13 protein-coding genes are annotated in these 15178 nt (G+C 43.0%); all 13 read left to right on the top strand.

Annotated features, from left to right (window positions below; genetic code table 11):
- The first annotated feature begins 94 nt into the window (after positions 1-94).
- The 13 genes from AB8S08_RS00665 (at position 95) to AB8S08_RS00605 (ending at position 14678) form a co-directional block, all read left to right on the top strand.
- Entirely contained in the window at positions 95-862 is a 768-nt protein-coding gene (locus AB8S08_RS00665; RefSeq protein ID WP_369743059.1) for an HNH endonuclease family protein, read from the top strand.
- A 627-nt stretch (positions 863-1489) separates the two neighbouring features.
- Positions 1490-1771, top strand: a complete 282-nt coding sequence (locus tag AB8S08_RS00660) for a hypothetical protein (protein ID WP_369743058.1) — start codon at positions 1490-1492, stop codon at positions 1769-1771.
- Positions 1772-1878: 107 nt separating this feature from the next.
- Positions 1879-2301 carry a hypothetical protein gene (locus AB8S08_RS00655; protein WP_110077096.1) on the top strand — a complete coding sequence of 141 codons (423 nt, stop codon included), beginning with the start codon at positions 1879-1881 and terminating at the stop codon, positions 2299-2301.
- Positions 2302-2377: 76 nt separating this feature from the next.
- The gene (locus tag AB8S08_RS00650) at positions 2378-3238 is read left to right on the top strand and encodes a hypothetical protein (protein WP_369743057.1); all 861 of its coding nucleotides are present in this window, start codon (positions 2378-2380) and stop codon (positions 3236-3238) included.
- A 53-nt stretch (positions 3239-3291) separates the two neighbouring features.
- Positions 3292-3813 carry a DUF4760 domain-containing protein gene (locus tag AB8S08_RS00645; protein WP_369743056.1) on the top strand — a complete coding sequence of 174 codons (522 nt, stop codon included), beginning with the start codon at positions 3292-3294 and terminating at the stop codon, positions 3811-3813.
- 96 nt (positions 3814-3909) lie between these two features.
- Positions 3910-4356: a hypothetical protein gene (locus tag AB8S08_RS00640; RefSeq protein ID WP_369743055.1), complete on the top strand. Its 447-nt coding sequence runs from the start codon at positions 3910-3912 to the stop codon at positions 4354-4356.
- A 195-nt stretch (positions 4357-4551) separates the two neighbouring features.
- The gene (gene qacK, locus AB8S08_RS00635) at positions 4552-4884 is read left to right on the top strand and encodes a quaternary ammonium compound efflux SMR transporter QacK (RefSeq protein ID WP_369743054.1); all 333 of its coding nucleotides are present in this window, start codon (positions 4552-4554) and stop codon (positions 4882-4884) included.
- A 158-nt stretch (positions 4885-5042) separates the two neighbouring features.
- Positions 5043-6503 (top strand): hypothetical protein, encoded by a 1461-nt coding sequence (locus AB8S08_RS00630; RefSeq protein WP_369743053.1) that lies wholly within the window; start codon positions 5043-5045, stop codon positions 6501-6503.
- Between the two features lie 93 nt (positions 6504-6596).
- Positions 6597-7379, top strand: a complete 783-nt coding sequence (locus AB8S08_RS00625; RefSeq protein ID WP_369743052.1) for an NERD domain-containing protein — start codon at positions 6597-6599, stop codon at positions 7377-7379.
- Positions 7380-7712: 333 nt separating this feature from the next.
- Positions 7713-8282 (top strand): hypothetical protein, encoded by a 570-nt coding sequence (locus AB8S08_RS00620; protein WP_369743051.1) that lies wholly within the window; start codon positions 7713-7715, stop codon positions 8280-8282.
- Positions 8282-10537 (top strand): hypothetical protein, encoded by a 2256-nt coding sequence (locus AB8S08_RS00615; protein WP_369743050.1) that lies wholly within the window; start codon positions 8282-8284, stop codon positions 10535-10537. The genes AB8S08_RS00620 and AB8S08_RS00615 overlap by 1 nt, the downstream gene beginning before the upstream one ends.
- The gene (locus tag AB8S08_RS00610; RefSeq protein WP_369743049.1) at positions 10534-13446 is read left to right on the top strand and encodes a tyrosine-type recombinase/integrase; all 2913 of its coding nucleotides are present in this window, start codon (positions 10534-10536) and stop codon (positions 13444-13446) included. The genes AB8S08_RS00615 and AB8S08_RS00610 overlap by 4 nt, the downstream gene beginning before the upstream one ends.
- Positions 13443-14678, top strand: a complete 1236-nt coding sequence (locus AB8S08_RS00605) for a hypothetical protein (RefSeq protein ID WP_369743048.1) — start codon at positions 13443-13445, stop codon at positions 14676-14678. Before AB8S08_RS00610 ends, AB8S08_RS00605 begins: the two co-directional genes overlap by 4 nt.
- Positions 14679-15178: the final 500 nt, after the last annotated feature.

Genomic DNA, 15178 nt, shown 5'->3' with positions numbered 1-15178 from the left:
GTTATGCGATGTTTAAGTAGGCTACTAGACGTTACACTCGATTTACGAAATAACTTACACTGCAGATATCAGATATCGCACGCGAGAAGACGACATGCACTATAACGCTATGCAATCGAAGTACACCGGACGCGTACTCAAATCAGCCATCATCATTTTCATGTCATGTTGCCTACTGATGTTTTCAGGTGAGTTGCTCGCAAAGCAAGTCAAAATGAGTAAGAGCAAGATTTGTCACGACAGCTCAAGTCCATATTACTCGCGAACGAAAAATTTCACGGCTTTCGAAACAATCGAAGCTTGCTTAGCCGCTGGTGGAAAACTCCCCAAAGGAAGTCACAACCACAACAAGAATGGAGTTACTAAACCTGCAAATTCTACAACATCACAAAGTTACTCAAGGAGCGCTTTTGCGCACTGGACAGATGACGATGGTGATTGCTTAAACACCCGTCATGAGCTTTTACAAGACTTATCGACTGGACCAGTGACAATGTCAGAAAATGGTTGTCGGGTGCTTCGCGGACGCTGGAACGACCCATATTCAGGGAATGTACTTTTTGACTCATCGAAGATGGATATTGATCATCTTGTACCATTGGCTTGGGCTTGGGAACATGGCGCGTATACATGGACAGATGCAGAACGAAAAAATTTCGCGAACGACCCCGTCAATCTCTTTGCAGTTACAGCTAGTCTTAATCGGAGTAAAGGCGCAAAAGGCCCTCGCGATTGGTTACCTTCAAATAAAGAGTTTCATTGTCAGTACGTCACTCGATATTTACGCGTCATGCTCAAGTATGATTTTAATGAATCAGCTCGCGACAGCATTCGCGAGCTTCGAAAGCGCGTTTGTGGATAAGGGGTTTTAAAGTGACAAGTCCGTCATTCGGCACGTTATGCCGAGCTATGTTTCTTTGTCCGACTGCTTCATTCGCTTGATACCCCACAGTCCGAGTGCATAAAAGCTTCCAATCCCAATTACCAAAACCGCCAGCGATATCATCTGGACTGTCGACATATTTAGCCTCCTCAAAAAATCCGCTGAAAGTTATTCTAGATGAAGAATTGATTATATTACATCTCTTCATATACGAAGCATTTCGACAGCTTTGAGCGAAGAGCGGACCTTCTCGCTTTCAGCCAACTCCAACGAGTGACTCGCCGCCCCGTTATTAGTAAGTGTGTGTCGCTAGCGGTACATGGCCCATTCACTTGGGCAATATTGCGCGTTTTGTTGTTGTGTTGTGTATTTAAGTCGTTTACTGTCAATAACATAACAAAAAAGTAAAGGTTAGATATTGTGTGCTCGGCAGAGTGTAACTAAGCATGCTCAAATTGCCTTTGCTAGCTCGGAACCTTTCAAGTCAGGAATGCCCGCTTGATCAGTAAGTTTAGAGCCGAAGACTAGCAATTGGGCGAGTTTCTAAATGCGCACACACAATATTCAAATGTTATACGCTTTGAGCCGGAGTAAGTAGAGAGCAATATGGACATTCTGAGTACAGCGATTCAAGTAAATCTTTCAACGATTATCTTTGCTTTTATTGCTGGCATTTTAGTGTGGCGTTTTAATCATCCTGGCAAAGTTCGTTTCTGCTTGGGCTTGGTCATTGTGTGCTTAAGTGGCATCTTAGCTATACCAGCTACTCAGTATTTTTCAGGTTCATCGATGTCATTAATTACTCAAAGCAACATAATCGGCATCTTACATGGCGCTGGCTTGCTGGTTTGCGCAACTGCTTTTAATTCAAATGCAAAACGCGTATAACAAATTGCTTAATTTCGTTCCGGCCAAAAAAAGCGTGGCCTCCACTGGACTGCCTACGCTGCGCTGCGGCAGCCAATTAGCAAAGCGTTACGTGTCACCGAGAAATCATGTTTAGAGAATACTTTGAAGATTGGGAAGTTAGGCCAGAATATTCCAAAGAGTTCATATCTCTTTGGAAAGGCTGGCTTGGCAAAGAAAATTATCACAAGCTGGATGAAGTTACGGAAAACGAGTGGGCTCGATTCAACGAACTGTTAAGACGCCTAGCCGAAGTTTTCGTCCTCGAGGTAGTAAACTGTGAGAAGCAGTCGCTTGAAAGAGTTAGTGATATAGAATCTGTTCTTTCAACCTGTGAAGAAAGCATGAATAAAGAGTCTTCAGAATTTACAACTTTAGTAATTCCAGATTTGGAATGTGTTATAAGCGAAGAATGGGACTACACATACATAATTTGGCATAAGAATAATGGGGCCGTGGAAGCCCTTGCGCCTTACATAAAGGCTGCAGGTTTGGAGCACTTCCATGACTAAACACGTAACAAGTGCAGGCAAGGGACGCTCCTACCGTCGCGCCCCTGCTGCAAGCGTTATCTTTTAGAGTTGAACTATGAAGTATGAAAATAGAGTTGTTGCGTTCATCGACATCCTTGGGTTTAAGTCTCTTTTAAATGACACCACAAGCAAGAATGGCAGTGACAACGAAGAAAATATTGATGCATTAATAAAGGCCTATGAAACGATAAAGGATGTCTGGGAAGTCGACGAGATATACAATTCACTTTCAAAGCCGACATCTAGAAAGGTGTCAATATTCTCTGACTCCATTGTCATTTCATTTGAAGTTGGGGAAGAAAGTCAGGTTTTTTCCACATTGCTTGATATCAAACATTTGATAATGCGCTTAGTCTATCGAAAGATTCTGTGCAGAGGCGCAGTAGCTATAGGAAAGTTCATCCATACTGATGATTACCTTTTCGGTCCTGCGTTAGTTGAAGCGTATACGTTGGAATCTAAAGCTGCTATGTACCCTCGAATAATTCTAGATCGGGACGTTATTGATGTTGCAGCAAGAAACAAGCCATCCCAGCACTCATCCGATGATGAAAGAAAGTATGTAGAATCTCTTTTAGAGCAAGATTCGGATGGGATGTATTACATAGATTATTTTTTTAAAGCTCGTACCGAATTAGATGATCCCGAATACGATTTTCCAGAATATATTGAGATTTTGGGTGATATTATCCGAAAGGGTTTAATGGGCTCTAGCCATCATGGAAAAGCTGATTTAAGAGTGAAGTATTCTTGGATGAGAGAGCGTTATAACCGAATGGTAGAGATCGTAACCGATAAAAAATTAGTTTCAAGTCTTGATTCTTCTGGCCTATCAGAAGTCGCTGAATTTTATAAAGACCTAAAGAAAATCAGCCCCAATAAAGATAACAAGGCGTTGCACCGGACAAGCCGGTGAACGCGGCGTTAACGGGCAATAGGTCAGTACTTCGATATATGGAACAAATATGTATGAATGACTTTTTTCAGGCTTTGACCGGGATTGGTGCAATAGGGACAGCAATTGCGGCATGGGTTGCGTTCGGCCAGCTTAAGCAAATGAAAATTTCACTAGACGATACAAGAAACTGGAATAAATTGAGTACCGCATTTAATTTATTTCCTAATACACATGAATTCAATGAAATTGAGCAACAGCTAAATAAAAGCTGTATCAAACTAATAGATCGCAATTCTCCACTTACACAGGCAGAACTAGACGAGCTTCTTAGCCCAGAGCAGTCAGACACTAGAATACTTTTAAAAAATTACCTCAACGAACTTGAGTCCTATTGCACCGCTGTGAATATGGGAGTTGCAGATGAGGGGGCGGCAAAAAGAAAGTATTCGCACAAAATCGAGCGTCATTTTATAGAAATGAAGCCGTACATCGACAATATGCGAGCGGTCCATAATACAAAAGGTTTGTTTGTGGAAATTGAAATTCTGGTTAATAAATGGCAATGCAAGCAAGAGCAAGATCCGAGCTACTAGCCGTTAACAAGGCCAAGCACATCGCCCGCAAAAGCGCGGGCTGGACCTCGCTACGCTCGGCCTGTGTTGGCGGCGTTAGGCATTCAAGGAGGAGTGATGCATTCTTCGAGTAATAAGTATCTTTTGGCTGCGGCAATATGTTGTTTTTTTGCCGCACTTGCTCATCTTGGCTGTATTATTTTCGGCGGCGATTGGTATCGCTTTTTTGGTGCAGGTGAGCAGATGGCTCGGATGGCGGAACAAGGACTCTGGTATCCGACTATCGTTACCTCTGTCATAGTGTTGGTACTTTCGGTTTGGGCGCTTTATGGCCTGTCGGGTGCAGGTGCAATAAAACGTTTACCGCTGACAAAATTAGCCTTAATCCTCATTACCAGCATATTTTTACTCCGCGGCGTTTCTTTCGTTGGGTTAATGCCATTGTTCCCAGAAAATAGTCTGACATTTTGGCTGGTAAGTTCTGGTATATGTTTGGTTATTGGCAGCTTGTTTGCTCTGGGCTCATGGCAGCAGTGGTCAGTTTTAGGTGCAAAAAATGCCTAACAAGTTGCTCAATTACGTTCCGGCCGCCAAGAGCGCGGCCTCCACGGGACAGCCTACGCGTTGCTTCGGCTGCCCATTAGCAAGGCGTTAGATGTAATTAACCGGAAAGTTGCGCACGAATAATTTTTTTCTTCAAGACTGCAATTTTAAGAGAAAAGAACACATAATCCCTTCAAATCATATTGGAGGCGGATCATGAAAAGTTGGTTATTTCTTACTGTTGCAATTCTTGGAGAGGTAGTTGCAACATCTGCATTAAAGTCCAGTGAAGGTTTTACGAGGCTCGTACCATCTTTCATCGTAATTGTTGGCTATGGAATTGCATTTTATTTCCTTTCATTGGTCTTGAAGTCTATTCCTGTAGGGGTGGCCTATGCAGTTTGGTCTGGCCTTGGCGTAGTATTAGTCACTGCTGTTGCATGGGGGCTTTACGGGCAAAAGATTGATGCATGGGGTTTCGTGGGTATTGGTTTAATAGTTTGCGGTGTATTGGTTTTAAATTTGCTTTCTAAAGCAAGCGTTCATTAAGTGGCACTGGCATCTAACAATCGACAGCAGACGGTCAGGATAAACCTGAAACTTAAGCCTAACAAAGCCAGGCACGGTGACGTTTACTACATAGCGGCTTCGCCTACATTCCGTAGCCGCGCATCCTGGCGGCGTTATATTTCAATCGGAGCACTTGAGTGAGTCAGCAGGAATTACACGACTTAATTATTTATCAAGATAGATACTTTGAGATATTGACCGAGTTTTTCCTCAGAGTGACAGGCTGCCTACCTCGTGACTTTTCGCCACTGGATAGCTTTTCGGAATCTATTCAACGAATGGCTGTTACTTTAAGAGAAAACTCTGGCATGGCTGAAAGTGCTATGGTGGCATTTTCAACTCTCGAAACAGAACTTAAAAAACTTTATTCGGAGGAAGGTGGAAAAGCCTTTAGTGCAGCTCAGAAACTAGATGCATGTAAATTGAATTTGGGTGGAAGCAGTCGTTTCCTAGAAACACAGTTAAATGCTACACGAAAATCACTTCTATATTCCGATACGGTTTTAATTCCAGACCCTGTAATGCCATGGCTAGAGAAAAAGCGAGACGAAGAAAAGTTCAGTCATGTTATACCGCTTCAGATGGCATTTTTCATATTGCATTTGTGTGATCTCAAAGGAGAGGGATTTGATCTCCCACCGTTTTTTATTTTTCCAAGCTTTGAGAAATCCCTTGAAGAATACGATCAGCAAACGCAAGAAAACAGCATTCAGCTTATCACCGATGTGTTTTCATATTATGTGGACTCAGGTATAGAACATCCTCAAGATATTATGGAGTTTGGCTCTAAATACCCAGACCAATACTTTGGAAAAATTGAAGCATCACGGCTCTTTGTTTCACCCGGATCTGAGCCTGGAGAACCTCTAAAAGAAGAGCTGGAAAATTACAAGGCTGAAATGCGGCAATGGAGGTCAGCAGATTGGTGTAATGAGATATTTTCGCAGGGTGATGTTAGCGTTATAACCAACGCGATTTTTGAGCGCATTATGCCAAACTACCATTTGCTGGAAAATGCCGATGAGCTAAGAAGCCATCCATTTCTGTGTGTAAACGCACAGGCGCATTATTACCAGCTTATCGCAAGTATGAAAAATACATCTGCTGGAGAAGTTGCTTCATTTGATCCATCTACCTCAGCAATTTTACAGTCTCTTATGTCTAAAAGACTTGATTATTTGGCCAATATCAAAGACGCGCAGCTCGTGGCATTGAGGAAGACCGACGAGAATGTTGAATTTAGGAGAGAACTAAGAGATTTAGTTAACAGCTTGCCGAATACCAATCTCGATGATTTAGGGTATGTTGCAGCCGAAGTATGCTCTCACATTGAAAGAGCCATATCGAAACATGAGAAGCAGATTTCATCACTTAATGATAAATATCAAGCCAAACATAAATACACGGCTTTGATTGCTGGTGGCACACTGGCTGTAACAATGTATCCAGTTCTTGCCCCTTTCTTAGGTGCATTGCTTCCCCTAGGTGGGGTTGCTGCAACAGGTAAATATATTTCCGATAAGCTCGATGAAAAAGCAGAAATTGGAAAATTTTCTCACTCCATGATGGGCGTGATCTCGAGAGCGAAAGGGAAATGAAATATAACAAGGCGTTGTTACGGAAAATTTACTCGCTGGCGCTCCTAAATTTCCGCAGAGCGCTGCGTTATGTGAATAAAGCGAGATCGTAGAATGGATTTTTCACCAATCGTCAATCAAATAGTCAGTGCGCTTTGGTATCTTATACCAATTGCGATTCTCGCTGGAGTTCTTAAATCACCTTGGTTCAAAGGCGTTGTTGGCGAGTTTATCGTCAATTTATCAGCAAAGCTTTTACTGGATAAAGAAAAATACCAACTGATCAAGAACGTAACCCTGCCAACAGAAGATGGAAGCACACAGATAGATCACATCATCGTTTCTGAATTTGGCGTTTTCGTTGTTGAAACAAAAAATATGAAAGGCTGGATATTTGGGGGTCCCAACCAGAAAACATGGACTCAGAAGATTTATAAACATTCAAACAAATTTCAGAATCCATTGCGTCAGAACTATAAGCATGTAAAAACCCTTGAGTCATTGTTGGGCCTAAATGAGCAGCAAGTACATTCGGTGATTGTTTTTGTAGGTGACAGCACATTTAAAACAGAAATGCCTGAAAATGTGACCTATGGCGGAGGCTATGCGAGGTATATCAAATCAAAGAAAACGCCAGTTCTAAGCGAATCACAAGTAATAGAAATCGTGAAACAAATAGAACAGGGAAGGCTTACTCCATCATTTAGAACAAATCGCGAGCATGTTAGACACGTAAAGAATATCGTGTCCGAAAAAGAAAATAGAAATATCCCGAGTTGCCCAAAATGCGGTAGTGAAATGGTTCTGCGAGAAACCAAGAAAGGTCAAAATATCGGTAAGAAATTCTGGAGTTGTACAATGTTTCCTCAATGCAGAGGAATCATGAATGTCACATAACAATCACATACATTCGGACAACCAAAAGCGCCGCTCGTTCCTCGCTCTGCTTTTGGTTGCAGGTGATGTGAAGCGTTAACGTCCGCTATTGGCACCAAGCGGACCTTACCTCCCCCAACAAAAAAATATCTCTCCTCACTCAACACAATTAACTTTCATTAGTTGCAAAAACCTCAAAAAATCAAAATCGATTGTTTTTTGACCGAAAATTAAGCATTTTCTTATATGTGTGAGTACAGACAGCCTCTAAAACGCTTGTCTGTGCTCTTCACTATTTAAAATTTAGCCCGTAGCATTTTCGTCAGTAAAAGAAAAAAGTACGGGAGCGCTTTTATGGCCGAAAAGATTAAAAAATTACGACTGCGTGACATCGACAGTGTCGAGCTTGATGTTCATGCAAAGCATAACGTCCAGGTGCGCCGACTACTGCGGTTGTTATTTGAAACAAACCGACTTGAACAATTTCTTGAGTTAATGACTCCCGTTCGCGTAGTTTCAATTCGCGAAAAGCTCTACTTCTACGAAAATGCGGTCGTATTCTTTGCTATCTCAGAAATGGCTCCTGAGCTTACTATTGACGTTACTGTAACGCGCCTAAAAAACACATCGACACTGCTTACCCTGCGTCAAAGAATTCTCAACAGATTAGAGCTCGAATCGCTATGCTCTTTAGATAGCAAATCTGGCTATGCTTTTTCACACACCGCCGACGCGAATTCTCCCTTTTTGCGTCAATGCGACTACGCCAAAGTCATTGCATGCACCACAAGCGCTCTCAAAAAGAAGAAAAAGGCTTTCACGAAAAGCGCTGTGCTCAACACTGAGACACAAATTAGCAGCATAAATACTGAGGAGTTACTCAAAGACGTTCCCGCGCCCAAGTTAAAGCGAGTGAATGCATAATGCGTGAGCTTATCGAAAAGTACTTTCATATTCAGCCAAGTCTCGCAATTACTGAAGTTGCCGCGCGGCTTCGTCTCGTATGCGAAGCTGTGCTTGAGATAAATGAAATTAGCGCAGAGGAGCGCTCAGAACTTTCTAGGATTTATGAGTATCTGTGCAGTTATAAAGAAGCTGAAATAACGAATTTTCGCCGCGCGAGCTTCCATGGCGAGCTGGAGTCACACCCGTTTTCAGTGACGATGATGCTCATACCTGCGTTTAAAGAAAGCCACGCCAATTTTCATCAATTTAAATTCCAGTGCGCAATGCTGGCTCGACTCTATTGCTCGCGAGGCACCGATGATTACGACGCATACCTGCAATTTTATAAAACGTTTATAAGAAACAACGACGCACAGCTCCCTTTCGGCGCGAACTTCGTGACTCGCGCAAGCATTTATGAAGTACAAGTCGAACTACGAAAAGTCGCATTAAATCGAAATAATACTGAACTCGAAAAGCTTGCGAGATACTACCAACCTTCTCGTGAACCAACCTCAAAAAATGCGCACTCGGACGGCTTTAATGCTGCAGCGAAGTATCTTCGCCAACGCTTACAGCTCGACGGTGATATCCGCGCAGATTTAATCGATGCGTTAAACAAAAACGGGGAGCACCTGGCGAGCGTGCTTCATATCACACCCCAACTTACGAAGCTGACAAGCCAGGAGTATTCAATATTTCAGAAGAAAATCACAGGTGTTCAACGCGCACTGTACAATGCAGAGGTTGCGCCGCCTTGGACCTTAGCCGCTGCGACACCAGCCGAGCTAGCAGCGCTCTTGAATCATATCGATGAAAACCTCCTCCTCGAGAAGTTTTCTCAAATCGATGCAAAGACGTCAGCCTATCTCTTTATATTTTTTCTCAAGATCTTAGGCGTGCCCAGGCCGCTTGAGTTAATGCTCATAAATCGCGGCTCCCCCAAATTTTCAGCATCAATGATTCAGGCTGGCTCTATTGATTATCTACTAAAAAAACGCGTCAAGAACGAACTTGAGGACGCGCGGCTCACGCTTAATGCACGACTTATCGACATCGAAGGCCCTAAAGAAGAATCTCGACGTTTCCACTACTACACGAGTGAGCTTATAACGATTCGTCTTCCAGAGCCGTTGATTTCCTTGCTACAGAACTCACTTTCTAATATCGATGCAACTCGCCGTCATGAGTGTGAAATCTCCTATGCCTTTGGTATTGAGGAAAATGACTCTAACGCTTGGATAAACGCTCAAATAAAAAGCGCAGGGTTTGCTAAGTTCGCTATAACGCGAAGTTCATTTGAAAAAGTGTTTTTACAATACGCCCGGGAGGCTATACCTGAGGCGACACTTAATTTGTTACAGCAGCAAGGATCCGTGCAACAGCACTACCTACTTCAATCCCATCGAGAAATTGCCAAGCAAATTAATCAAGCATGGGGCAGCTTCATCGCCACAATCGGTTTTACGAGAATAACGCGTGTGGACGCGGTATCGCACTCAGAACATCTCGCTCACGCAGGCTCTGAAATGACACTACGAAGCTCGCTGCTCGATGAAATTCTTATGCACAGCGTCAATTCAGCCTCACAACATTTAAAAACAGAGGCTTTTCATGCGTTCAACGAGCTAGCTTTTTATATTTATTTGCGCGTCGCCAGCACCGTTGGCCTTCGCCCTGTTACAGAGCCTTTCCCTGGACAAGAGTATTACTCAAGCAAACTGGGAGTCATGAGCGTCAAAGATAAAGCCGTTCACCATGAAAAAGAGCGACGACTGATTGTATTAACATCAAAACTTTGTGAACTGATTGATGCACACATTGCAGTTGCTGAAGCTCTCGCATCAGTGCTTGCCATTCCAACACCACGGCGAATTGTGTCACGAATCAGCGATAACAAAAACTGGGAGTCCTTTTCAAGCGCATTCGTCAACGGCAAACTCACTCAGCTACTTACTGCGAAAGTCACAAATCATTCGCTCCGTCACGCTGCAGCTCAATCGTTTTTGCGAAACTCAATAGCGCGAGGTCAGTTTTTACAGCCTGGTTTGAACTTATTTCTTAATCATGCGCGCAGTAATGCATATGCGCTTAGCAATCACAGCCTGCTCTCAATTACTGACTTCATCACGAGCCAACGTAAGCAAGTAGAGCTTTACGATGCGCATCATCATGAAAACGACGCAAAAGCGTTGCAACTTCTGGAGCTCCTCAGGAAGGAATTTAAGTTATGAAGTTAGACTTCGATTTCTTTGTTGAAAAACTTAGCGCTGAAACGAAAGGCATACGTGATTGTGCTGGTTTCGCATACAGAATCATTCAAGATGAGTGTACGAAGGCCTTATCTCAGCCTAAAAATGTGCCAAAACACTATTTCTCACAACGCGCTCAAAAAGTTTACGCGCATGCAAAAAGAGATATCGAACTCAATGCGGTTCGCATTTGTTTCTTTGCGTTATACGAATATTGTCGAAAGTATAACGACGCGCTCACAACGCCAACCGCGCGCTTAGCCGTTAAGCAAGTAAAGACAGTGATTAACGATGACAGTCCGTCCTTTGCTCTCATCGATGTTCTTAATACGATGATTGAGCAAGAGCTCATTCGTGAGAAATCTCAAGCACAGACCATTGTTTTGGCGCTGCTCCTTTGCCGTCACGCCAATATAAAGTCTGTTGCGCAATTAACCGCTGTCCTTAGCGCTGACTTCAATGATTTGGTGGCTTTTAAAGATGCGCTTTTCGCATCACTAACTACAGCTTCGAAGCGATTTTTACTCGACGCAGTTGCGATACAAGCTTTTAAGCTCTTAAAGTCCCGTCCACCTCGCGAGCTGAGAACAGCTGTCATCGCAGCTCAACTCAAATCACTCTGCCTATCCTACTTGGCTGAACAGTCCGCTATTGAAAAAGCGGTTACGCTATCAAGCGCAATCCAAGCTGTGTCTTTTTTTAGTCAAAGCATCGCCGCCACGACGTTTGAAGATGTTTTTTCGCAACTAAGTGATGTGAGCTTTATAAAAGCTGTCACTGGCTTAACTATGACTTCAAATCCTGTTGATAATGCGACGCCAACACAGGCAAGACACAAGAAGCGCACAACAAAAGAGTTTGTAAAGCTAGAGAAACTCACAGAGCTTTTTGAATGCAATACTTTGCGAAAATTTGCATTTGACGCACGCACCGCATCTCCTGACTCTGAGCTACTCGATAGTATTCGAAAGTCAGTACAAGCATTTGCAAATGCAGATAAACGCCAGCGCAGAAGTACCGCCGCATTTAAACTACTAAAAGTAAATCTGATAGCGGCGTTATCAAGCGCATATGATGCTGATAGTGACATCAGTTTAACTGCTGTTGCCGTTGCGACATATAGTGTCGACTTAGCTCTGCACGGCAGTCATTTCAAAGATAAGCTACGAATGAGTACGATTGAGACGTACTTATCAACGTTAACTGTTTTTGCAAAATCAGCATGGTGCGATGAGCTGCTTTTGCATAACGCGCAGGAGTCAAACGAGCAACTCGAAGAGCTGACTGAATCGGTTGTTAATGCGCTAAGCGCAATTGGAGAAACGACCAAGCAAGGCACCGTGCTTGGCTTTTTGCAGTATTTATCACAAGCCACCAAACTCAAGTTTTTCGATGCGCAAGAGCTGGAATATTCGGGTGCAGGTAGCGTTGAGACGCGCGCTCATTATATAAACACGCAAGATTTGAATGAGGCATGCGAAGCTTTTCTTGCTAAGTCGAACATTGCAGAACGTCGTCAGTTTATTCTATTTGTTAATCTCAGCTACGCGACTGGTTTACGACGTAAAGAAGCAACTTTGCTTGAAATTGATGACGTGTGCTTCAACCTCGAGACGATTAATGTGTCACGACTCATGCAACGTAAAACTATGCGAGCCATTCGGCACATTCCGACATGTCTGCTGTCGGCTGAAGTTGAGCTCGAGCTACAAACGCATATTGATGAGCGCCGCCGGCTCGGCTATTCAACTGTGTTTGACGAAGCGACTCTTACTGCTCTCGATGACGAGTTTTTAGCCATTTTGCGTGAAACATGCAATAACGATGAGCTCGTTAATCACTCGCTCCGGCATTCAGCAGCAAACAACTTAGTTCTGCTATTTGCAATGTGTTGTGTATTAGAGCTTTCAGACTATCGAGAGCGTTTTTATTTTTTAAATAACGACACGTTTTCTGATGCGCGAATAAGCAGCATTTCGCAATCACTTAAAAAAATTGGGAAGTCAGCAAACCTATTTTTCCCAACGTTAGATGTCGCTGCCCAAATCCTCGGTCACGTCAGCCCCGCAGTCACAGCGCGAAGCTATCTACACTTACTCGACGTCTTGTTCTTTATGCACGATGCGCAACGTGCGCAGGCGCTATCATCGGAGCTTGCTGCCGCACTCGCATCAAATGGCAATTATCGATTTGAATTCAAAAAACAGTACGAGTCTTATCTACCTGATATCTCTCGTTGCGAGCAGCTGTTGTTTAGGTCTTACACTCGCGGATTAAAGTCTGTGCTTCAGTGTTCAGCGAGCAACAAAAAGAACGATGCCATCGTATCGCAGCCGTTTTCATTTAGTGACTATCTGAATGCAATGAAGCTTTACAAGCAATCACCAGGGGGCAGCATCGAAGAACTTCTACTCACTCACTTCGAAGTGCACGCTGGAGAACTCGATATTAACTTTCTAAGTGACAAGGCATTTACGTCAAATAATCGAGCCTGGATTCGGCTGCTGGATAGCGTTTCGAATACAACTTGGAACGCCAAGAACCAGCGAGCAATTCAGACACTTCGCCAGACAATTGAAAAAAATTCAATTACTAACTTACGCATCGCCGAGAGACATTTCCGCGCACTTAAACTTCTTTCTCTTCCAAATTTGACCATCGCACTTCACTTACCGGGACATGATGCGAAAGCAGAGAGATGGAGGGTACTTATTGATAAAAATGATTTTATACCATCACTCTCAGAGCACGATGTTGATACCTGCATCGCTATTGCAACCAAGCCACTCAATTTGCGCTGGCCGCTCTGGCGTTACTTACCTGAAATTTTGAATCTCCTTGATTCATACATCACATTCGAATCGAACCAAAAGGAAGTAAATTCATTATGAATACTATTGTTGACCGCACCCCGCTCAAACGTGTGGCGAAGTTATTTAAAGAGACGATATTGCTTCAAAAACATCGCGATACACTGCAACGCAATGCAATTGTTCTCATCTGTGATGCAAGCTCAAGCACACTTACGCTTGCCTCGTCGCTAAACGAATATCTATGGGCGTGGCACAAGCTAGATGCCACTTTTGATGATGAGTTCACGGATTCATTATGGATAGAACTGGATGCTGTCTTTTTCTCGACGCTGATAGAAAAAACATTATTCGCACACCATATAAAACTAGAAATTAATACTGTCGCGGCATCAATGACAATTCAGGCCGGTAGGGCTCCTATCGACCATGACCAAGCGGACTTGTTTCCAGATGAAAATAAATTTGTTGCGAATGATGATTCATCGACACTTCGACAGAATATCAAGATATTAGACACGCTTTCTGATTATGACTTACCGCGGCTAAGTGAAAGTGAGGATGCATTTCAGTTGAGCAAAGCGTCAGATAACACCATCGCCCTAATCGATGACTTTAACAAAGCCCAAGGTGCATCGATCGCGGACTATGTCGCGATACAAAACAGATCAGGTGCTCTAGTTTTTGAATCAAGTAATTTTAGCATTAAGACACAAGCTATTGATAAAGAGTTACCCATGAGCTCGGTTCTCGATTCTAGTACGCTTCACGCTTTGAAGAAAATGATTAACCTTTTGAGAACAACAGCGGACGCGCAAATATTGTTCACGCAAGAGCATGAACGAATTATTTTGCGCACCAAGGATTCTGTTGTTTTTCTTAAAACACAGGAGCACATTCATCGCCCAACCGTTTGCACTTTACCGAATTTTAGTGAGGTCAACTCACTCACTTTAAACAAAGAAATGTGTATAAAAGCACTCGAGAAGCTCGATGCTAAGCAGAAGAAAAATGAAGATTTCGTTTTCATTTCTTTGACAAAAAACGGCATGGATAAATTGATTCAGTTTGAGTCAGAGCCTGAAAGCGGCCAACTTAGTTTGGTCATTAAAGCGGATATCGACCTTGAAAATTTCGAGGAAATTAAAACGCTACGATCGTCGTTAATCGCAGCATTAAAAATCTTCAACGATGACGTCAATGTGCTTTTGCATAACCCTGACAAATCGAGTGACGAGTTCTATGTGACCACACCGTCCTTGGCAAGTTATGTCGCGCTACAGAAACTACAGTCCCAAAAGCCGGCGTCTTAAATATCTCTTTTAGGGATACACAAGCCGCCTCTGGCGGCTTTCAAATGAGCAAAATGTGATGGCAAATAGAATTAAGTGGACTAAACAAATGGATCGGTATCTTCGATGTTACTACCACCGAAAATCAGCAAAGTTCCTTGCTGAAAAACTCGGAATAACAAAATCAGTATTGCTCAGACATACACGAAGTTTAGAATTTCAATCAAAACGAGAAGCAGAAACAACTCTGTAAGCAGAGGGCCAATAGACAAATCGACTGGAAGTCCGAACGGCGCTCAGATTGAGCGCTATTCAAGAGACTAATAGTTTGACGGGCTATTAATCGAAACGTTCTTCATCCTTACGCTTTCATTCTTGCTGAACCTTACCGAAAATTCAAGCAATAATTCCAGTTAGTCTCGTCACGACAAATACTGAACCCATACTTCTATGTCTAGCAAATCGCATACTTCCCATAATGGTTATTATCGGAAGTGATTGGGCGCCAAACTCACCAGTTG

It is taken from the genome of Pseudidiomarina sp. PP-1MA (genome assembly GCF_041200125.1).
GTDB classification, from domain to species: Bacteria; Pseudomonadota; Gammaproteobacteria; order Enterobacterales; family Alteromonadaceae; genus Pseudidiomarina; species Pseudidiomarina fusca.
This window is presented reverse-complemented; position numbering and strand designations above follow the sequence as displayed.